This window comes from Mycobacterium sp. 2YAF39 (genome assembly GCF_052114565.1).
GTDB lineage: Bacteria > Actinomycetota > Actinomycetes > Mycobacteriales > Mycobacteriaceae > Mycobacterium.
In genome coordinates this window covers 109,922-130,035 of sequence record NZ_JBFREZ010000012.1, presented here as the reverse complement: position 1 = coordinate 130,035, position 20,114 = coordinate 109,922, and the positions used below count along the sequence as shown (strand labels likewise).

The window sequence follows — 20,114 nt, the reverse complement described above, 5'->3', positions numbered from 1 at the left end:
GTGATGACCGCCGATCTGACCCGGCGGTTGTCCTCGATTGAAGTGCTCGATGAGCATGAACATGCCCGGTTGGATCGGATCAGCAACCGCGCATTGTTGAGTGCCCCGGCGCCGGTGTCGGGATCGATCCCGGCGCTGTTCGCCGCCCAGGTCGAGTCCACACCAGAGGCTGTCGCACTGACGTGCGGTGATGTGTCGACGTCCTATCGCAAGCTTGATGAGGCGTCGAACCGGGTGGCGCACCTGCTGGCTGATTGCGGCATCGGTCCGGGTGACTGCGTGGCGTTGTTGTTGCCGCGCTCGGCTGAGGCGATCATGGCGATGCTGGGGGTGCTCAAGACGGGTGCGGCGTACCTGCCGATCGACCCGACGCTACCGGGCTCCCGGGTCGGGTTCATGTTGACCGACGCCGCACCGATCGCCGCGATCACCACCGCGGATCTGCGGCCACAGCTGGGCGGGCGGGACCTGCTGGTCATCGATGTCAATGATTCCTGCGTCGACAGCTACCCGAACACAGCCCTGCCGGTGCAAAACTCGGCCAACGTCGCGTACATCATCTACACCTCGGGCACGACTGGGACACCGAAGGGCGTTGCACTCACCCATGACAACGTGGCCCATTTGGTCGATTCACCGCCCGAAGGTCTTCCCGCTGAGCAGGTTTGGGTGCAGTGTCATTCGCTGGCATTCGACTTCTCGGTGTGGGAGATCTATGGTGCGCTGTTGCATGGTGGCCGGTTGGTCGTGGTCCCTGACGAGATCGTGCGCGCACCTGAACAATTCCACGCCCTGTTGATCGCCGAAAAGGTCAACGTGCTTACGCAAACACCTACTGCCGTAGCTGCGCTGCGCCCGCAGGGGTTGGAGTCGGTGGCGTTGCTGCTTGGTGGTGAGGCCTTTCCGGGCGAAGTGGTGGATCGGTGGGCGCCCGGTCGGTTGATGATCAACGCCTACGGCCCTACCGAGGCCACGGTGTATGCCTCGATGAGTGCGCCGCTGGCGCCCGGCTCGGGCACACCGCCGATCGGCTCGCCGGTATCGACCGCGGCGTTGTTCGTACTCGATCAGTGGTTGCAACCTGTCCCCGAGGGCGCGGTCGGGGAGTTGTACGTCGCCGGTGACGGCGTGGGCGTCGGCTATGTCGGACGCACCGGTTTGACCGCGTCAAGGTTTGTGGCGTGCCCGTTCGCGGAACCGGGGACCGCGCCAAGAAGGATGTATCGCACCGGAGACCTTGTGCGTTGGCGCCCGGATGGCCAGCTCGATTTTGTCGGCCGGGCCGATGACCAGGTCAAGATCCGCGGCTATCGCATCGAGCTCGGCGAAATCCAAACCGCCCTCACTGAATTGGAGGGTGTGGAGCAGGCGGTGGTGATCGCCCGCGAGGATCGCCCCGGCGACAAACGTCTGGTCGGATACGTCACGGGGGCGGCAGACTCGGCCGACGTCCGTTCCCTGCTGGCAGATCGGCTACCGCCCTACATGGTGCCCGCGGCAATAGTGGAGCTGGAGACGCTGCCGCTGACATCCAACGGCAAGCTCGACACCCGCGCGTTGCCTGAGCCGGAGTACACGGCCGGCGAGTATCGGGCTCCCAGCACTCACACCGAGGAGATCATCGCAGGGATCTACGCGGAGGTGCTGGGGCTGCAACGGGTCGGGGTGGATGACTCCTTCTTCGAATTGGGTGGGGATTCGTTGTCGGCGATGCGGGTGGTGGCCGCGGTCAACACGGCCCTCAATGCCCAACTCGCGGTGTACACCCTGTTCGAGGCGCCGACCGTCGCTGGCCTGAGCCGGCAAATGGACGGAGATGGCACCACGGCGACCGCAATCAACGGCCCCAGCTTTGCGTCCGTGCACGGCCACGGCGCCGCCGAAGTGCATGCCCGGGAACTCACGTTGGACAAGTTCATCGACGACACAATCCTCGCCGACGCCCCCACACTGCCCCGACCAGGCGGCGAGCTGCGAACCGTCCTTCTCACGGGCGCGACCGGCTTCCTCGGGCGCAATCTGGCGCTGGAATGGCTGGAACGGATGAGCGTGCACGGCGGCACACTGATTTGTCTTGTGCGAGGAAAGGACGATGAGGACGCGCGCCGGCGGCTGGAGAAGACCTTCGACGGCGGTGACCCGCACCTGCTGGCGCATTTCCACGAGTTGGCCGCCGAGCATCTGGAAGTCGTGGCCGGCGACAAGGCCAAGCCCGATCTCGGTCTGGACTCCGCGACATGGCAAGGTCTGGCCAATACCGTTGACCTGATTGTCGACTCGGCGGCCTTCGTCAACGGCGTCTTGCCCTACACCGAACTGTTCGGTCCGAACGTCGTGGGTACCGCGGAGCTGATCCGGTTCGCGCTGACCAACAAGCTCAAGTGCTACACATTCGTGTCGACCGCCAACGTCGGCCAACAGATCGAGCCGGCCACATTCACCGAGGATGCCGACATTCGAGACATCAGTCCTACCCGAGCGATCAACGGTGGTTATGCCAGCGGCTACGCCAACAGCAAGTGGGCCGGTGAGGTACTGCTGCGCGAGGCCCATGACCTGTGCGGGGTGCCGGTGGCGGTGTTCCGTTGCGGCATGATCATGGCCGACACGAGGTACGCCGGTCAGCTCAATGTCTCCGACAACGCGGCCCGGTTGGCGCTGAGCGTCGTGGCCACCGGTGTCGCGCCGGTTTCGTTCTACCAGCTCGACGCTGACGGCAACCGCCAGCGTGCGCACTTCGACGGGCTGCCAGTGGATTTCGTCGCTGAGGCGATAGCGACGTTGGGTGCTCGGCGCGCGGAGGGATTCGACACCTATCACGTGATGAACCCGCACGACGACGGCATCGGACTCGATGAATATGTCGACTGGCTGATCGAGGCCGGCTACCCGATCGAGCGCATCGGCGACTTCGAGGAGTGGTTGGCGCGGTTCGAGACCGGGCTGCGAGCGTTGCCCGATGAACAGCGCAGACAGACGGTGCTGCAGATGCTGGAGGCGGTGCTACCAGCGGTCGACGACGCGCAGGCACCGGAGCCGACGCTGGGTTCCTATGGGCCGACGGATCGTTTCCGGGCTGCCGTGCAGGAAGCGAAGATCGGTCCCGACAACGACATCCCGCACATCACTGCGGCGGTCATCGTCAAGTACGTGACCGACCTTGAACTTCTGGGTCTGCTCTAGCGGTCTAGCTCGACGCTCGATGGATCAGTTCGACGGCATGGGGCTCATCGAGCCGTAGTAGTAGGTCTCGTTCCCGGTCGGGTAACCGCCGCCCGCGGTGGCGATGTGGACGTGGTCGTAGTGGTTGGCGGTCTCGTTGCCGTAGTCCGCGGTCCAGCTCGGTGCGCCGATGCCCGGGTAGAAACCTTGGCGCCAGATCACGTGGAGCACGCCCCACCGCTTCGCGTTCGCCAATGCCAGCCCCGCGATCTGGTTTCCGAGTTCGATGCCCTCTTGGCTGTTGTGGTTCGGGATCATCACGTCGATCGCCAATCCCTCGGGATGCCACCGCAGCGCATCCTGGCGAAACCCGCCGATGGTGGTGATCTCGGGGAACATCACGCTGATGGCGCGGGCTGCCCAGATGGTCCTGACCTGCAAGCCCTCTTCGGGGGCGACGCCTTTGGGCAGCTCGAACGGCAGCTCGCGGGCAGCGGCGGGAGCGCTCGCCGCCAGCAGCTCGGCCTCGGCGGGGATGGTCATCGGTGTGCTCGCCGGTGGTGCGGCCTCCTCGGAGGAGGGTGCGACCGCCGCGACGTCCTCGCTGTGCGGCTTGGCGGCGTTCTGCGCATAGAGCATGCCGCCGGAGACGACCAGCGAGACCACGACCGCCAGCCAGCGGCCACGGCCGTTAGCTAGCAGGTTTCTCGCCACGGATCAGCACTTTACTGTCGTCTCCGCCGCCGCATGGCAGTCTTGGTGGTCTCTTATGGTTTTCCACCCCCCAGTGAGTTCCGCGGCCAGCGGGTTCGACGGCATCGAAATCCCCACAAAAATTCGCCGGCACGGAGTGTTGGGTCGCGATCGCGTAGTACTACTCATCCACAGTCGTCGGCGGGACGGCATCCTGAACGCATGATGCTCACCAAGTCCGTGTCCGGTGTCGGCAAGGTCGCCGCCGAGACCCCTCCTGATCGCGACCGCGCTGTCGACGTCGCCCGGCTCGGCGCCCTCGTGGTGGTGATGTTCGGTCACTGCGCGCTGCTGCTCGCCACGATCGACGGCGGCCTGCGGATCGGCAACCTCCTCGGCGAGTTGCCCGCGATCGCACCGATCACGTGGATCGTCCAGGTGATGCCCCTGTTCTTCCTGGCCGGCGGCGCCGCGGGCGCCTACGGCTGGCATCAGGGCGCGTCATGGGGGACATGGCTGGTCAAGAGGGCGCAGCGACTGTGTAGGCCCGTGTTCTGGTACCTGGCCGCATGGTCGGTCGGCATTCTGGCGACCTATCAAATCCTCGGAGCCGACTCCGCGGCCAGCATCGGACGCGAGTGTGTGGCGCTGCTGTGGTTCCTCGGCGTGTACCTCGTCGTGCTGGCCTTCGTTCCCGCCCTGACGCGCATGTCGACGGGCCGCACGGTCGCGGTTGCGGTCGGCTCGCTGATCGCCATCGCCGCGGCGTTCGACGCGATTCGATTCGCCGTCGGGGAGCCGATGGCGGGCGTCGCGAACTTCGTCGTCGTCTGGTTGATCCCGATGGTCATCGGGGTGGCGTACGCACGAGGCCTGCTCGGCTCGCGTGCGGCGCTGGGCGCGGCCGCATCGGCATTCGCCGCGCAACTCGTGGTCGCCGCAGTCGGGCCCTACGACGTCTCGCTGGTCGTCACGGGGACGGAGCGGGTCTCCAATGTGTCACCGCCGACGTTGTTGCTCGCGCTGCACTGCACATGGATGTCGTGCTTGTTCGTGGCCGCCGCCGGCGCGATTCGGCGGTGGGCCGAGCGGCCCCGTGTCTGGTATGTCGTCGCAATGGGCAACGGGGGAGCGATGACGCTCTACCTCTGGCACATCCCCGCGATCGCGGTCGCCACGTTCGCCATGCACGCCGTCGGGTTCGATGCGTATGACGTTGACGCGCCGTACTTTTGGGCGATGCTGGCTCTGCGGGCAGTCGTGTTTGCGGTCGTGATGTTCGCCATGTTCATGCTGCTTTCGCCACTCGAGCATCGACGGCTGCCGTGGTGGGACGCACCCGTCGCGGCTACCGGTGCCCGATCGACCGCTGCCGGTGTGCTCATCGTCCTCGCGGGCGTGGCGCTGGTGCTGCTCGCCAAGAACGGCCTCGGCGATGTCGCGGGGCTGGGGACACTCGGATGCTTCATGGTCGCTGCGACCGCCGCGCGGATCTGCGCCGGGTCGAAGGTGCGCACTTAACGTTGGACGAGTTGCTCCGGCGGCTTCGGCCACGGCACCGGTTTGGGCCGCGTCCGCACGACCTGCGGCCACCAGAACCACCTGCCGAGGAGCGCCGCTATCGACGGGGTCATGAACGCGCGGATCACCAATGTGTCGAAGAGCAGGCCCATTCCGATCGTGGAACCGACCTGAGCGACGACCGTCAGCTCGCTCACCGTCATCGAGATCATCGTGAACGCGAACACCAGACCGGCCGCGGTCACCACGGATCCACTGCCGCCCATCGCACGGATGATCGCGGTGTTCACCCCCGCGGGCAGCTCCTCCTTCAACCGGGCGACCAGGAGAAGGTTGTAGTCGGCGCCGACGGCCAGCAGGATGATCACCGCCATCGCCATCACCATGAATTGCAGCTCGATGCCGAGAACGTGCTGCCAGATCAGGATCGACAGACCGAACGACGCCCCCAGGGACAACACCACGGTGCCGACGATGACGGCGGCCGCGACGAGGCTGCGGGTGATGATCAGCATGATGGTGAAGATCAGCGCCAGCGCCAGGATGCCCGCGATCAACAGGTCGTAATTGTTGCCCTCCTGCATGTCCTTGAAGGCCGAGGCGGTGCCGCCGACATAGATCTTGGAGCCCTCGAGCGGCGTGCCCTTGATCGCCTCCTTGGCCGCGTGCTTGATCGCCTCGATGCGATCGATGCCGTCCGCGCTGAGCGGATCACCCTCGTGCTGGATGATCATCCGGACCGCATGACCGTTCGGTGAGATGAAGCTGTCCATACCCCGTTTGAACTCCGGGTTGTCGAAGATTTCCGGTGGCAGATAGAACGTGTCGTCGTTCCAGGAGTCGTTGAACGCGTCGCCCATCGCCGACTGGTTCTCCGACAGCGCCGCCTGTTGATCCTGCATGCCGCCCTGGCTGGCGTGCATGGTCAGCATCATGTTCTTCATGGTCTTCATCGTCTCGATCTGAGACGGCATCAACTCCACCAATTGGGGCAGCAGCGTATCGAGGTGTTCTAGATCGGGGAGCAACTCCTGGACGTCCTGGGTCGTCGTATCGACGCCGTCGAGCGTGTCGAACACCGATCGCATGGCGAAGCACATCGGGATGTTGAAGCAGTGCGGTTCCCAGTAGAGGTAATTCCGGATCGGGCGGAAGAAATCGTCGAAATTGGCGATGTAGTCCCGTAATTGAGCGATGTCGACGGTCATGTCACGGGTCTTCTGGACCATGTTGTGGGTGGTCGCGCTCATCTCGGTCATCAACGACGACATTCGCGTCAACGTGTCGATGGTCACCTGCATCTCGTCGGCCTGCTTGAGCATGTCGTCCATGCGGTCCTGGTTGTACTTGCGATTCAGGTCCTGACCGACACCGCCCAAACTCATCTGCGCCGGAATCGTGCTGAACTTCACCGGTTTTCCGTCCGGCCGGGTGATCGCCTGCACCCGGCCGATGCCGGGCACGCGATAGATGGCCTTGGCGATCTTGTCGATCACCAGGAAGTCCGCCGAGTTGCGGAGGTCCTGATCGCTCTCGATGAGCAGCAGTTCCGGGTTCATGGTGGCGGCCGAGAAGTGGCGTTCCGCCGCGGCGAAGCCCTGATTCGCGGGCAGGTCCGGCGGCAGGTACTTGCGGTCGTTGTAGCTGGGTTGATACCCGGGCAAGGTGAGCAGTCCGACCAGGGACAGTGCGACGGTGCCGAGCAGGACCGGGCCCGGCCACCGGACGATCGCGGCGCCGATCTTGCGCCAGCCCCGAATGCGCATGGCGCGCTTGGGTTCGAGCATCGTGCCGAACCGACTCGCCACGGTGATGATCGCCGGCCCCAGCGTCAGGGCGACGAGCACGCCGGTGGTCATACCCACGGCCAGCGGGACGCCCAGTGTCTGGAAGTAGGGCAATCGGGTGAACGACAGGCAGAAGGTCGCACCCGCGATCGTCATACCCGAGCCGAGCACCACGTGCGCGGTGCCGTGAAACATCGTGTAGTAGGCCGATTCTCGGTCTTCGCCGTTTGATCGCGCTTCCTGGTATCGGCCTATGAGAAAGATGGCGTAATCCGTGGCCGCGGCGATCGCAAGCGTGACAAGGAGGTTCGTCGCGAAGGCCGACAACCCGATCAGCTCGTGGTAGCCGAGGAAGGCCACCACACCGCGGGACGCCGACAGCGTCAGAACCACCGTCACCAGCACGAGCAGGACAGTTCGTATCGACCGGTAGACGAGCATCAGCATCGTGATGATCACCACGAACGTGGCTATCTCGATGATCTTGACGCTGCGGTCGCTCGCGATCTGCTGGTCGGCGGCCAGCGCGGAGCCTCCGGTCACATACACCTTGATGCCGGGCGGCGCGGGAAACTCGTCGACGAGCTTCTTCACCTGCAGCACCGACTCGTTGGACAGCGCCTCGCCCATGTTGCCCGCGAGGTACACCTGCACGTATGCGGCTTTGCCGTCGGAGCTTTGGGCGCCGGTGGCGGTCAGCGGATCGCCCCAGAAGTCTTGAACGTGCTCGACGTGTTTGGTGTCGGCTTCGAGTTTGTCGACGAGCTTGTCGTAGAACTGGTGCGCGTCCGCGCCGAGCGGTTTGTCTCCCTCGAGAAGGATCATCACCGCGCTGTCGGATTTGTACTCTTCGAAGACTGTTCCGACGCGCTGCATCGCGATTACCGACGGCGCTTCGGACGGACTCATGGACACCGACCGCATCTGCCCGACCACTTCGAGCTGCGGCACCGTGGAGTTCATGATCCCGACAATCACGATCCAGCCGATGATGATCGGGACCGCAAGCCGGCGGATCCACTTGGCGATGCCGGTGCGCCGTTCGTCCTTTGGTGGCGCGGCGGGATCGAGGGTCGGAGCACTCATCGGGCGGTCAATCGGCGCGATCGGCCTGCTTCGCGGAAATGGCACCCAGCCTGAACACAGATGGGCACCTCGCGGAGCTCCTCCCTACAGTGATAAGCCTGGCTTAGTGTCTACCAGATCCAGCTCGTTTGCGGTCACCTACAGCAGCCCCGCAGCGAACGAGGCGGCCTGATCGACCATTCCCGACTGGATGTACGCGCCGTGTGCGCCCCAGTCCCGTCCGCCCTCGAAGCAGATCGGGTCGTTGGGCACACACAGATCGACGGTCTTGCCAGCGTAGAGGGCTCCGACGGTGGGCAGCGGACCGGGTGACAAGGCATCTGCCAGGCTGCTTTTCGGGCCGCCGAACATGGCGGTCGCGGCGACGTGGTCGGCGACGGCGGGCGGCATCTCGCTGGTCGCCAGATCGACGACGGCGGCGCCCTGCGAATAGCCGCCGAGCACCATCCGCGTGTTCGGACAATCCGCGGCCATCGACTGGACGTGAGCGCTCATATCGTTGCCACCTGCGGAAGTGCTGCTGCCGAAATCGCGGCTGGCCGGGTAATTGACTGCGTAGACGCCGACGGAGCGGTCGCCGAGTCGCGACCGCAGTGCGTCGACGAATCCTCCTCCGATGCCGCCGACACCTGGCGGTTCGGTGGTGCCGCGCGCGAAGACGATCTCCACGTCGGGGCAGGGCGCCGCGGCGGCGGGCGGCACCGTGGCCAACGCGATCGGCAGGGCGGTGGCCGTCAGTCCGAGAAGCCCGAGCAGGCGCAGAATCGTCGTCATACCTGTACGTCGCTTCGAAGCCCGCAGATGTCACAGCGTCGGGTCACCCGCCCTGGAAGCTGCCCCGAGGTAATACGACGCGCGGTATTGCGATACATCGCTTAGCGTGTCGGTTGTCGCAGGTCACCGTCGACCGCGCCGGGTGTTAAGGCTCGATTCATTTTCGCCGACGAAGGTGGCAGCGGTGGAGACGGTACTGGGACTGTCAATGACGTCCGGCAGTGTGGGCTGGGTCGTGCTCGACGGAGCAGGCGCGGATGCGGCGATCCTCGATCACGACGTATTCGACGTCGCAGGTGGTTCGGCCGCCGACGGTGACATCTGCAACCATGTCGCGACCGTGCGCGGGGTGCAGGCGATCGCGGCGGCCAGCGGCCACGAACTGACGTCGATCGGCGTCACGTGGACGGACGACGCCGCGGCGGCGGCGAATCTCGTGCTGAGAGCGTTGCCCGGCCTGGGGTTCGCCAAGGTCGTCCCGGTACGCCTCGCGGAGGCCAGGGCCCTCGCGTCGAACGCGGACCAGGACATGCTCGCGCGGGGTGCGGCGCTGGCCGTCATGTCGAATGCCGAGACGGTTCCGGTGCGGTTGCCGGCTGTGGTCGCGATGCGGAAGCAATCCCGGTTCGCGTCACCTGTGCGCGCCGCGGCGCTCGTCGCGGGCTTGAGTGTGCTGTTTGTAGTGGGTCCTGAGTTCGGAGGTCAGCCGCAGCCCACGTCGGCGGAAAACCAGCCCGCATCCGATCCGGCGATCTCGGTGAGCATCGAAGCCGTCCAAGTGCCCGTAACCCCATCGCCGGTCGCGGATGCTATCCAGCTGGTCGTCGGGCACCCCGAACCGGCAGCACCGCGCCGCAGCACCCAGGAAACTGCGGAGCCGGTAACCGTTCGAGCGCCGGTGGAGCAGATTCCCGTGGTGGCGCTTTCGAACGAGGTTGCCCTTGCGCCGGCCGACGTCGCGCCGCAGCCTGAGCATGGGCCGTTGCCAGGCCCGGCGGTGGCGCCCACAGCGGAGCCCGCTGCGATGCCTGCAGCACCTGCGACGGATCCGGCTCAGGTCGTGATGAGTCCGCTGTTCAGCGCGCTCCCGTAATCGGGGCGCTGACTACCTACCAGGTCCAGACGGAGGGATCGGCAGGCGGGTAGTTCATGCAGACATCCGTCGCGTGCGCGACGACGCCCTTGTTGTTGAAGAACAACTTGGCCCAGTTGCCCCAGCGAGTTGCCATGAACTCGTAGTAGACGTTGGTCGCGGTGTTCTCCGAGTACTGCCGCCGACCTGCGTAGTCCAGCGAGAAGAACCAGTAGATCCGGTTGCGGGCTCCGGTCTGTACATCGAGAGGCCGGTTCTTGTAGTCGATCATGTACCGCTCGTAGTACACGGGGTCCTGGTCGCGCGTGGCGGCCATGTACTGATCGACGGTGCACGGGGTCTTCATGATCCGATTCGGGATCGGATAGTCGTCGGTGGCATCCGCGGAGGCAGTGGCGGGGAAGATCATTGCCGCACAGCTGATGGCGACTGCCGCAATGCTCGCTTTGCGTAACATCTCGTTCTCCTTACTGCGCCGCTTGGGCGAGAAGCGGCAACTTGTCCGGGCAGTAGAGGCGCAACGCACCGCCGAGGAACTGGTATGCCTGCTGTGTGGTGCTGTCGATGATCAACTGATCATGAATGAACTTCGCCGAATCGGCCGCAGTCACATCGACGCCCTTATTCAACCGCTTGCACGTGATCTTCGCGATCCAGGCGTTGAAGTCCTTCTGCCCGTAGATGCCGTACGTGTGCAGCTCGTTGGTGAAATCGGTGTCAACGTCGGCCTGCGCCGGCGCTGCCCCTACCAATGCTGCTGCGGCAAGCGCGATCCCGACCCCCAGTAAACGCTTCACTGCTGTCCTCCCTCAGGCCCCACTTGGGCCAACTGCTGCGGTGGTTGCGGCCACGGCGAGGGCACCGGCCGTGCCCGTACTCGCTGTGGCCACCAGAACCACTTGCCCATCAGTGCCGCAATGGACGGTGTCATGAACGACCGGATTACTAGCGTATCGAACAATAGGCCGAGTCCGATGGTTGTTCCTACTTGTCCGATAACTGTGAGTTCGCTGACCGCCATTGACATCATCGTGAAGGCGAACACCAAACCCGCCGAAGTGACCACCGATCCACTACCGCCCATCGCGCGGATGATTCCGGTGTTGACCCCGGCATATAGCTCTTCTTTGAGCCTTGATACCAGGAGCAGATTGTAGTCGGCGCCGACGGCCAACAAGATGATGACCGACATTGCCAGCACCATCCAGTGCAGCTCGATTCCCAGGAAGTGCTGCCAGATAAGAACCGAGAGCCCGAACGAGGCGCCGAGCGAGATCAACACCGTTCCGACGATGACGGCGGCCGCCGCCACGCTTCGGGTGAGGATCAGCATGATCACGAAGATCAGGCCCAGCGAAGCGATCGCCGCGATCATCAGGTCGTAGGTGCTGCCGTCGGACATGTCCTTGAACACCGCCGCGGTGCCCGCCAGATACACCGTCGAACCTTCCATCGGTGTGCCCTTGATGGCTTCCTTGGCCGCCTGTTTGATCGCGTCGATCCTGGCGACGCCTTCCGGTGTCATCGGATCGCCGTCGTGGGCGATGATGAAGCGCACGGACTTGCCATCGGGGGAGATGAAGTTCTCCATGCCCTTCTTGAACTCGGCGTTGTCGAAGACCTCCGGCGGTAGGTAGAACGAGTCGTCGTTCATCGACGCGTCGAACGCCTCACCCATGGCCGACGAGTTCTCCTGCTGCGCCGCCATCTGATCCTGCATGCCCTTCTGGGTGGCATACATCGTCAGCATCATGGTGCGCATGGTCTTCATGGTCTCGATCATGGGCGGCATCAGCGTGACCATCTGCGGCATCAGCTGATCAAGGCGCTCCATGTCGGGCATCAACTTCTGGATGTCGTCGGTAAGCGTGTCGATACCGTCGAGGGTGTCGAAGATCGACCTCAACGACCAGCAGATCGGGATGTTGAAGCACTTCGGTTCCCAGTAGAAGTAGTTGCGGAGCGGACGGAAGAAATCGTCGAAATTCGCTATGTTGTCCCGCAATTCGGCCACATCGACGGTCATGGACTTCATCTTTGTGACCATGGAGTGCGTGGTCGCCGCCATCTCCTTGGTGAGCGCGGACATCTTCGTCATGGTCGAGATCGTCTTGTTCATCTCGTCGGCCTGGACGAGCATGTCGGCCATCCGGTCCTGCAGATACTTCTGATTCATCTGCTGGGTGGTGCCCTGCATGCTGATCTGGAACGGGATCGACGTGTGCTCGATCGGCTTGCCGTCGGGCCGGGTGATGGCCTGGACCCGCGAGATGCCCGGTACCCGGAACACCGCCTTCGCGATCTTGTCGATGACCAGGAAGTCAGCGGAGTTCCGCAGATCGTGGTCGCTGGAGATCATCAGCAGTTCGGGGTTCATCCGCGCTTGCGAGAAATGCCGGTCGGCCGCCGCGTAACCCTCGTTCGCAGGCAGATCTGCGGGCAGATAGTTGCGGTCGTTGTAGTTGGTGCGGTAGCCGGGCAGCGTCAACAGGCCGACCAGCGAAAGGGCGATCGTGCCCACCAGGATGGGACCGGGCCACCGGACGACGGCGGCGCCGACCTTCCGCCATCCGCGCACCCGCAGGGTGCGCTTGGGCTCGAGTATCTTGCCGAACCGGCTCGCGAAAGCGATGATGGCGGCGCTGAGCGTCAGCGCGGCCAGAACGCCGACCGTCATGCCGATCGCCAGCGGCACACCCAGCGATTGGAAGTACGGCAGCCTGGTGAAGCTCAGGCAGAAGGTCGCGCCCGCGATGGTGAGACCGGAGCCCAGCACCACGTGGGCAGTTCCCCGGTACATCGTGTAGTAGGCCTGTTCGCGGTCCTCGCCGGACGCGCGGGCCTCCTGATATCGGCCGATGAGGAATATCGCGTAGTCCGTACCGGCCGCGATGGCCAGAGTCACCAGCAGGTTGGTGGCGAAGGTCGAGAGGCCGATGATCTCGTGGTATCCGAGGAAGGCCACAAAGCCGCGCGCCGCAGCGAGCTGCAGGACGACCATGACGAGGGTCAACAGCACGGTGACGATCGACCGGTACACGAGCAGCAGCATCACGATGATCACCGTGAAGGTGACGAGCTCGATCATCTGCATGCTGCGGTCGCCGGCGATGTGCTGATCGGCCGCCAGCGCGGCCGGCCCGGTGACGAATGCCTTGACGCCCGGCGGCGGCTTCATTCCGTCGACCATCTTCTGCACGGCCTCGACCGACTCGTTGGCCAGCGCCTCACCCTGGTTGCCCGCGAGGTACACCTGGACGTACGCGGCCTTGCCGTCGCTGCTCTGGGCGCCCGAGGCGGTCAGCGGATCGCTCCAGAAGTCCTGAACGCTCTGGACGTGCTTCTTGTCGGCCTCGAGCTTCTGGATCATCTCGCCGTAGAACGCACGTGTGTCGTCGCCGAGTGGCTGCTGACCCTCCAGCACGATCATGGCCGAGCTGTCGGAATTGAACTCCTCGAATGTGTGGCCGACCTGTTTCATCGCGATCATCGACGGCGCGGAATCCGGGCTCATCGACACCGCTCGGATCTGCCCGACCACTTCCAGCTGGGGCACAACCACATTCAGCAGGGCGATTACGCCGATCCAGATCAGAATGATCGGGACCGCCAGCGTGCGGATCATCCGGGGGATGAATGGCCGCGCGGTGTCTTTGGCGGGCGGAAACGCCTCGGTGGGCGCTTCGCTCGTCGGCACGCTCATGCGGACTTTACAAAGCAGAACGTCTGAGCGTTCAAGCCGTTGGAGGTTCTTTCGTCCTTCACCTCGTCATCGACGGTGATGCGGCAGGTGATCGAGGATCCGTCGCCCTGGGCGACGATGTTCGGTGCGGCCGACGGCGCCGTGGTCTGCAGGGTCAGCGACCACGGCAGGCCGACGCCATCGATGCGCTGGGGCTTGGCGTCCAGATCCAGGTAGTTGATGTCCGCGTATGAGCCCGAACCGAAGATCTCGTACTTCACGACCTTGGGGTCGAACGGCTCGGGGTCGTCGGCGAAGACCTTCGGCGTCACGATGATGCCGTCGGCGCCGAAGAATGTGCGGACGCGATGGACGGTGAATCCCGCGACGGCCACCACAAGCACGATGACGAGCGGAATCCAGAGTTTCTTGGCGAGGCCGATCAAACCGATCGCCCCCGGCCCGTGCCACCCATATATGCGCCCTCGAGTTCGTATCGGTTGCTGTCGTTCAGCTGTGCGTAACTTAGCCCATATAAGTTCTCACCCGCCACACGTTATCTCAAGTTTTTGTGCTGCTGCTCACTACGGGCGTGAGCTTGCGGTTTGGGTCACGCCACGAGTCACGACGCAGGCAGTTCGAAGCGTTCGAGATAGTGCTTTATGAAGGCTTCGGCCTCGTCGTGACCACGGGTGATTCCAAGTCCACGTTCCAGCAGCACAATGCGCGCCAGGCTTGTGACGATCATAGACATCACCACCGGCGGAAAGGCGGCCACGTCGACCCCGTGCGCGCGCAACGCCAGCATGACGGCGCTCTCCTCGGCATCGCCGAAACGCTCCGCATACGCTGCGATCTCGCTGCGGATCGCCTTGCGGTGATTGGCCAGCGCCATGAACTCCATGAAAAGGCGCGCTCCGTGCGTGCTGTTGAGTCGCCACAGCGCGTGCAGTGGCTCGGAATCGGCAAGCGCCTGGCGCTGACGCAGGAGGTTGGTTTCGGCGCCGTCTCGGAGCACAGCCAGGAACAGATCGTCCATGCTCGGGAAGTAGTAGTGGACCAGTGCGGGCTTCACGCCTGCCTTCGCTGCGACCCTGCGCGACGTCGCCGCGGCATAGCCCTCCTCGAGCATCACCTGGGCGGTCGCCCTGATGAGCGCATCGCGTGTCGCCGACGCGCGTCCACCTCTTGACCGCTCGCCAACGGTGCTGCTAGACATGGCCGCAGTCTAGATGTTGGGCGATCGCCCAACAATGGAGGAGCGTCGGATGGCTGGTCGGGTAGAAGGCAAGGTCGCGTTCATCACCGGGGCGGCTCGCGGTCAGGGCCGCAGCCACGCGGTGCGGCTGGCCCAGGAGGGCGCCGACATCATCGCGATCGACATCTGCCGCGGGTTCGACGACTCGACCGCGCCCGCCGCCACCCCCGAGGACCTTGCCGAGACCGCCGACATGGTGAAGAACCTGGACCGGCGCATCGTGACCGCCGAGGTCGACGTCCGCGATTACGACGCACTGAAGGAAGCCGTCGACAGCGGTGTCGAACAACTCGGCCGCCTCGACATCGTCGTGGCCAACGCGGGCATCGGCACGACGGGCGTCAAATTGCACAAGATGCGCGAGGACATCTGGGAAGAGACGATCGACATCAACCTCGGCGGTGTGTGGAAAACCGTCAAGGCCGGCGTTCCACACCTGCTCGCGGGGGGCGGCGGCTCGGTGATCATCACCAGCTCGGTCGGCGGCACCAAGGCCTACCCCCAGGTCGGTCATTACATCGCCGCAAAACACGGCGTCGTCGGCCTGATGCGAACATTCGCAGTAGAACTGGGCGCCAAGAACATTCGCGTCAACACCGTTCATCCGACACATGTGTGCACGCCGCTGCTGATGAACGAGCCCACCTACCGACTGTTCCGTCCCGATCTGGAGAATCCGGGACCCGACGACCTCGCGCCGATCTGCCAGTCTTTCCACTTCCTTCCGATTCCGTGGGTGGAGCCCGTCGACATCAGCAATGCGGTGCTGTTCCTCGCCTCCGACGAAGCCCGCTACATCACCGGCGTCACCCTGCCCGTGGACGCCGGCAGCCTTCTGAAATAGGGGATTTCACGTGACGACCACCAACGACACCCAGGTGTATTACGACCCCTACGACGTCGGCATCGTGGCGAGTCCGTATCCGACGTACGCGCGCCTGCGCGTGGAGGCACCGCTGTACTACAACGAGCAGTACGACTTCTGGGCGTTGTCCCGCTACGTCGACGTCGAAAAGGCCCTGAACAACTGGGAGACCTTCTCCAATCAGCGCAGTGACATTCTCGAGCTGGTCAAGTCCGATTTCGACATGCCCAAAGGCGTGATGATGTTCGAGGATCCGCCGATCCACAGCATGCTGCGAGGGTTGATGGCACGCGTGTTCACCCCGCGCAGGATGGCCGAGATCGAGGATCAGATCCGCAGCTATTGCATCAAATGCCTTGACCCCCTTGTCGGTTCGGACAGCTTCGACATCGTCGCCGAACTGGCCGCGATGATGCCGATGCGTGTCATAGGCATGTTGCTGGGCATCCCTGAGTCCGATCAGGTCGGGTTCCGTGACCGCAACGACGCCAACCTGCGCACCAAGCCGGGTGCACCGATGAAGGTGGCCAAGGCCGACGCGATCGCCGACGGCCGGATGTACGCCGACTACGTCGAATGGCGCTCCAAGAACCCGTCCGACGACCTGATGACGGCCCTGCTCAACGTCGAGTTCACCGACGAAGAGGGTGTGATGCGCAAGCTCCACCGAAAAGAGGTGCTGCACTACACGCAGGTCGTCGCGGGCGCGGGTAACGAGACCACCGGTCGGCTCATCGGCTGGCTCGCCAAAGTGCTTGCCGAGCACCCCGATCAGCGCCGCGATATCCAGCGCGACCGCTCGTTGCTGAACCCCGCGATCGACGAGACGTTGCGCTTCGAACCGACCGGCCCACACGTAGCCCGTTACATGGCACAAGATTTCGAGGCCTATGGCCAAACGGTGCCTGCGGGGAGCGCAATGCTCCTTCTGTTCGGGGCCGCCAATCGCGATCCTGAGCGTTACGAGGACCCCGATTCCTTCAACATTCACCGCAGCGGTTCGCACCTGACGTTCGGCAAGGGCCTGCATTACTGTCTCGGCGCCAACCTCGCGCGGTTGGAGGGGCGGGTGGCGCTCGACGAGTTACTCAACCGCTGGCCCGAATGGGGCATCGACTACGAAACGGCGCAGCTGGCACCGACATCGACGGTTCGCGGCTGGGAGAAGCTGCGCATCGTCGTCGGCTGAATGCCCGGCCGGCCGGTTTGAAATCGTCGATTTCGGGGCAGCTAATGAGCATGTCAAAGTTACTTCGTACGGCGATCGTCGCGGCTGTTTCCGCCCCGATCGCGGCGCTCTCGGTCGTGACCGCGGCTAGCGGTGCGGCGCAGCCCCAGCCCATCAACTGCCCGCCCGGGCAGTACTGGGACCCGGGTTCCAACTCCTGCAAGAACGCGGTCGCGCTGAACTGTCCGCCCGGGCAGTACTGGAATCCGATCACCAACTTCTGCAGGCCGCTGGGCCAGTACTAGGCGCGCGTGTAGCGGGTGCCGCGCGGTTCGCGGACCCATAGCTCGCCATCACCGGGAGTCGGGCCCTGTGCCGCGAGGTCGCGTTTGAGCACCTTGTGGGTGGCGGTCGTCGGCAGGGCGGACGCGATGCGTATGTACCGAGGCCATGCCTTGGGGGACAGGTCGGACTGCGCCGCGAGGAACGACTCCAGACGCTCGGGTGTGAGGGTGGCACCGTCGTTGAGCACGACCGCCGCCATGATCTGGTCGCCGACATTCTCGTCGGGCACCGCATAGACGGCCACCAGGTTGATATCGGGCAACCGGATGAGAATCCGTTCGATGGGGGCGGCCGCCATGTTCTCCCCGTCGACGCGCAGCCAATCACCGCTGCGACCGGCCAGATAGATCCAGCCGTGGGCATCGCAGTACGCCAGATCGCCCGACCAGTACATGCCGTGCCGCATCCGCTCGGCGGTCGCGTCGTCGGCGTTGTAATAGCCCGTGAAAAAGCCCTGTCCGTCGGTGTTGACGAGTTCGCCGATCGCCTCCTCGGCGTTGATCAGTGCACCGTCGGCGTCGAAGCGTGCACGCGGACATTCGGTGACCGTCTCGGCGTTGTAGATCGCCACGCCCGGGAACCCTTTGCCCAGTGAGCCTTTCGGCGTGCCCTCTTCCCGGGTGATGATGACCGCGTTCTCGGTGGAACCGAACCCGTCCCACACCGTGCAATCGAACCGCCGCTGGAACGCCTCGATATCCCGGTCGCTGGCTTCGTTGCCGAATGCGATGCGCAGCGGCGTGGCTGCGTCGTCGGGCGCCTCGGGCGTGGCCAGGATGTAGGCCAGCGGCTTACCGACGTAGTTCATGTACGTCGCGCCGTAGCGGCGGATGTCCTCGACGAAGTTCGACGCCGAGAACTTCGCGGGCGCCATCGCCGCGCCCCTGGCCACCGCGACACCCCAGCCCGCGACCAGCGCGTTGGAATGGAACAGTGGCATCGACAGGTAGCAGGTGTCGTCCTCGGTGACCTCGAACTTCTCGACGAGTGCCTGGCCCGACATCAACACCATGAAATGCGAAACCCGCACGGGCTTCGGGTTGCCGCTTGTTCCGGACGTGAAGATCAGCATGTAGGTGTCCATCGGGTCCACCTCGCGGAACGGCGTCAGATCGCCTGCCGATGCGAGCATGGCGGCCCATTCGTCGCTCGAGGTGTCCAGAACCTGCACCCCGTCGAGGTCGAGACCGTCCAGCAGCGGCCGATGCTCGGCATCGGTCACCACGATCTGGCAATCTGCGCGCCGGATGTCGGCGGCGAGCGCGTCGCCCCTGCGCGTTGAGTTGATCCCGCACAGCACGTAGCCGCCAAGGCCCGCGGCCGCCATCTGGTTCAGGAATTCCGGGGTGTTGCCCAGCAGCACGCCGACGTGCAGTGGGCGGTCGCGGTCGGCTAGCGCAAGCAGTGCCGCGGCCCGTGCCGACGCGTCGCCCAGGTGTTCACGCCACGTCCAGCTTCCGTCGCCGTACTTGATAGCGACGGTGTCTGATGATGCGCGCTCGCGCAGCAATTGCTGGATTGTCTCGCAGGGCATGCAGGTAGTTCTAGCATCCACCCATGCGGATCATCGACGCCGACGGTCACGTCGCCGAGGGAGCATCGCTGGCGACCGAAGCGATGCAGCGCTGGCCCGAACTCATCGTGCCCAGAAAAGACGGGCGGGCTCTCGTGATCGAGGGCCGCAACTATCCCGAGGCCGACGGCCCCGGCGCCGGCTGCCCCCGGGAACACGGGCTGTCGACGGCACCCGGCATCGACTACTCGTCCCCGGCCGGCGTGCTCGGCGACGCGGACCGCGACCACATCGACACGATGGTCCTGTATCCGAGCCTGGGACTGTGTGCGCCGACGCTGGAGAATCCCGAGTTCGCCGCGGGATTTGCGCGGCTCTACAACCGGTGGATCGCGGACTACTGCCGTCCGACGGGCGGGCGGCTCCGCGGAATCGCGGTGGCCCCGATCGAGCACGGTGCCGTGGCGATCGACGTCATGCGGGAGGCCAAGGAGCTCGGGCTCGTCGCGACCCATGTCCCGCCAGCGCTCAAGACGCGGAATCTCGACCATCCCGACCTCGACCCGTTCTACGCCGCCGCCGTCGAACTCGACATGCCGCTGGGAATCCATGGCGCTCCCGGCATGCACCTGCCCAAGGTCGGCGTCGACCGGTTCACCAACTACATCCAGGTGCACTGCGTGAGCTTCCCGTTCGACCAGATGACAGCGATGACCGCGCTGATCTCCGGCGGCGTCTTCGACAGGCACCCCGGCCTGCGGGTCGCGTTCCTCGAGGCGGGCGTCGGGTGGGTGCCGTTCTTCATCGACCGCCTCCACGAGCATTTCGAAAAGCGCGGCGACTGGATCGAGGCCGGCTGGCAGCGCGAGCCGCAGGAGTATCTGCAGGCGGGCAATATCTGGACGACCTGCGAACCCGAGGAGCCGATTCTGCCCGGCGTCATCGACGTGCTCGGTGACGATTTCATCATGTTCGCCAGCGACTATCCCCACTGGGACGGCGAATGGCCGCACAGCACAGAGCATTTGAGGAACCGTCCGGATATCGCAGAGGACTCCCGCGCCAAGATCGGCGGGCTGAACGCCCAGCGCTTCTACTCCCTGAACTGAACGGCCGCCCCATTCGTCACCGGCGCCGGGGTCCTTCTTGCTATTTTTGCTAAGATAC

The 20,114-nt window shown here is 64.6% G+C and carries 16 protein-coding genes; 7 read left to right on the top strand and 9 right to left on the bottom strand.

The genetic code is table 11. The annotated features are described in order from the left end of the window. A partial coding sequence (locus AB4Z42_RS26170; protein ID WP_442012153.1) for an amino acid adenylation domain-containing protein occupies window positions 1–3,183 on the top strand: 3,183 nt, incomplete at its 5' end. Between the two features lie 24 nt (window positions 3,184–3,207). On the opposite strand, the gene AB4Z42_RS26165 is transcribed toward AB4Z42_RS26170, so the two are convergent. After that, a complete protein-coding gene (locus tag AB4Z42_RS26165) occupies window positions 3,208–3,876 on the bottom strand; it encodes a glycoside hydrolase (protein ID WP_442012152.1) in 669 nt (222 codons plus the stop codon). Between the two features lie 201 nt (window positions 3,877–4,077). On the opposite strand from AB4Z42_RS26165, the gene AB4Z42_RS26160 reads away from it, so the two are divergent. Further along, the gene (locus AB4Z42_RS26160) at window positions 4,078–5,376 is read left to right on the top strand and encodes an acyltransferase family protein (protein ID WP_442012151.1); all 1,299 of its coding nucleotides are present in this window, start codon (window positions 4,078–4,080) and stop codon (window positions 5,374–5,376) included. On the opposite strand, the gene AB4Z42_RS26155 is transcribed toward AB4Z42_RS26160, so the two are convergent. Together AB4Z42_RS26155 and AB4Z42_RS26150 are read right to left on the bottom strand one after the other, a co-directional pair. Further along, a complete protein-coding gene (locus tag AB4Z42_RS26155) occupies window positions 5,373–8,249 on the bottom strand; it encodes an MMPL/RND family transporter (RefSeq protein ID WP_442012150.1) in 2,877 nt (958 codons plus the stop codon). The two genes, AB4Z42_RS26160 and AB4Z42_RS26155, sit on opposite strands and share 4 nt — an antisense overlap. Window positions 8,250–8,387: 138 nt before the next feature. Further along, the gene (locus AB4Z42_RS26150; RefSeq protein ID WP_442012149.1) at window positions 8,388–9,023 is read right to left on the bottom strand and encodes a cutinase family protein; all 636 of its coding nucleotides are present in this window, start codon (window positions 9,021–9,023) and stop codon (window positions 8,388–8,390) included. A gap of 184 nt (window positions 9,024–9,207) precedes the next feature. Here AB4Z42_RS26150 and AB4Z42_RS26145 point away from each other — a divergent pair, with 184 nt between their 5' ends. Further along, a complete protein-coding gene (locus AB4Z42_RS26145; protein WP_442012148.1) occupies window positions 9,208–10,116 on the top strand; it encodes a hypothetical protein in 909 nt (302 codons plus the stop codon). A gap of 16 nt (window positions 10,117–10,132) precedes the next feature. Here the strand turns inward: AB4Z42_RS26145 and AB4Z42_RS26140 are convergent, their stop codons facing one another. From AB4Z42_RS26140 to AB4Z42_RS26120, 5 genes are all read right to left on the bottom strand, one after another. Then, window positions 10,133–10,573 (bottom strand): DUF5078 domain-containing protein, encoded by a 441-nt coding sequence (locus AB4Z42_RS26140; RefSeq protein ID WP_442012147.1) that lies wholly within the window; start codon window positions 10,571–10,573, stop codon window positions 10,133–10,135. Between the two features lie 10 nt (window positions 10,574–10,583). Next, entirely contained in the window at window positions 10,584–10,913 is a 330-nt protein-coding gene (locus AB4Z42_RS26135) for a DUF732 domain-containing protein (RefSeq protein ID WP_442012146.1), read from the bottom strand. Next, window positions 10,910–13,819 (bottom strand): MMPL/RND family transporter, encoded by a 2,910-nt coding sequence (locus tag AB4Z42_RS26130; protein WP_442012145.1) that lies wholly within the window; start codon window positions 13,817–13,819, stop codon window positions 10,910–10,912. The genes AB4Z42_RS26135 and AB4Z42_RS26130 overlap by 4 nt, the downstream gene beginning before the upstream one ends. Continuing rightward, on the bottom strand, window positions 13,816–14,244 hold the full coding sequence (locus AB4Z42_RS26125; protein ID WP_442012144.1) for an MmpS family protein: 429 nt from the start codon (window positions 14,242–14,244) through the stop codon (window positions 13,816–13,818). Before AB4Z42_RS26125 ends, AB4Z42_RS26130 begins: the two co-directional genes overlap by 4 nt. Window positions 14,245–14,420: 176 nt before the next feature. After that, complete coding sequence (locus AB4Z42_RS26120) at window positions 14,421–15,017, bottom strand: TetR/AcrR family transcriptional regulator (RefSeq protein ID WP_442012143.1); 597 nt, start codon at window positions 15,015–15,017, stop codon at window positions 14,421–14,423. Window positions 15,018–15,066: 49 nt separating this feature from the next. On the opposite strand from AB4Z42_RS26120, the gene AB4Z42_RS26115 reads away from it, so the two are divergent. From AB4Z42_RS26115 to AB4Z42_RS26105, 3 genes are read left to right on the top strand one after another with little or no spacing between them, the layout of a single operon-like run. Further along, complete coding sequence (locus tag AB4Z42_RS26115; RefSeq protein WP_442012142.1) at window positions 15,067–15,900, top strand: mycofactocin-coupled SDR family oxidoreductase; 834 nt, start codon at window positions 15,067–15,069, stop codon at window positions 15,898–15,900. 10 nt (window positions 15,901–15,910) lie between these two features. Continuing rightward, window positions 15,911–17,110, top strand: coding sequence for a cytochrome P450 (locus tag AB4Z42_RS26110; RefSeq protein ID WP_442012141.1), 1,200 nt, complete (start codon window positions 15,911–15,913; stop codon window positions 17,108–17,110). Between the two features lie 50 nt (window positions 17,111–17,160). Beyond that, window positions 17,161–17,394 carry a hypothetical protein gene (locus tag AB4Z42_RS26105; RefSeq protein WP_442012140.1) on the top strand — a complete coding sequence of 78 codons (234 nt, stop codon included), beginning with the start codon at window positions 17,161–17,163 and terminating at the stop codon, window positions 17,392–17,394. Here AB4Z42_RS26105 and fadD1 read toward each other — a convergent pair. Beyond that, window positions 17,391–18,968, bottom strand: a complete 1,578-nt coding sequence (gene fadD1 / locus AB4Z42_RS26100; protein WP_442012139.1) for a fatty-acid--CoA ligase FadD1 — start codon at window positions 18,966–18,968, stop codon at window positions 17,391–17,393. The genes AB4Z42_RS26105 and fadD1 overlap by 4 nt on opposite strands. Before the next feature lie 23 nt (window positions 18,969–18,991). Here fadD1 and AB4Z42_RS26095 point away from each other — a divergent pair, with 23 nt between their 5' ends. Further along, entirely contained in the window at window positions 18,992–20,056 is a 1,065-nt protein-coding gene (locus AB4Z42_RS26095) for an amidohydrolase family protein (protein WP_442012138.1), read from the top strand. Window positions 20,057–20,114: the final 58 nt, after the last annotated feature.

Excerpts from the sequence above, each read along its gene's own strand:
- AB4Z42_RS26155 (WP_442012150.1), bottom strand. The coding sequence starts at position 8,249 with ATGAGTGCTCCGACCCTCGATCCCGCCGCGCCACCAAAGGACGAACGG.
- AB4Z42_RS26130 (WP_442012145.1), bottom strand. The coding sequence starts at position 13,819 with ATGAGCGTGCCGACGAGCGAAGCGCCCACCGAGGCGTTTCCGCCCGCC.
- AB4Z42_RS26150 (WP_442012149.1), bottom strand. The coding sequence starts at position 9,023 with ATGACGACGATTCTGCGCCTGCTCGGGCTTCTCGGACTGACGGCCACC.
- AB4Z42_RS26095 (WP_442012138.1), top strand. The coding sequence starts at position 18,992 with ATGCGGATCATCGACGCCGACGGTCACGTCGCCGAGGGAGCATCGCTG.
- AB4Z42_RS26140 (WP_442012147.1), bottom strand. The coding sequence starts at position 10,573 with ATGTTACGCAAAGCGAGCATTGCGGCAGTCGCCATCAGCTGTGCGGCA.
- AB4Z42_RS26120 (WP_442012143.1), bottom strand. The coding sequence starts at position 15,017 with ATGTCTAGCAGCACCGTTGGCGAGCGGTCAAGAGGTGGACGCGCGTCG.
- AB4Z42_RS26160 (WP_442012151.1), top strand. The coding sequence starts at position 4,078 with ATGATGCTCACCAAGTCCGTGTCCGGTGTCGGCAAGGTCGCCGCCGAG.
- fadD1 (WP_442012139.1), bottom strand. The coding sequence starts at position 18,968 with ATGCCCTGCGAGACAATCCAGCAATTGCTGCGCGAGCGCGCATCATCA.
- AB4Z42_RS26105 (WP_442012140.1), top strand. The coding sequence starts at position 17,161 with ATGTCAAAGTTACTTCGTACGGCGATCGTCGCGGCTGTTTCCGCCCCG.
- AB4Z42_RS26115 (WP_442012142.1), top strand. The coding sequence starts at position 15,067 with ATGGCTGGTCGGGTAGAAGGCAAGGTCGCGTTCATCACCGGGGCGGCT.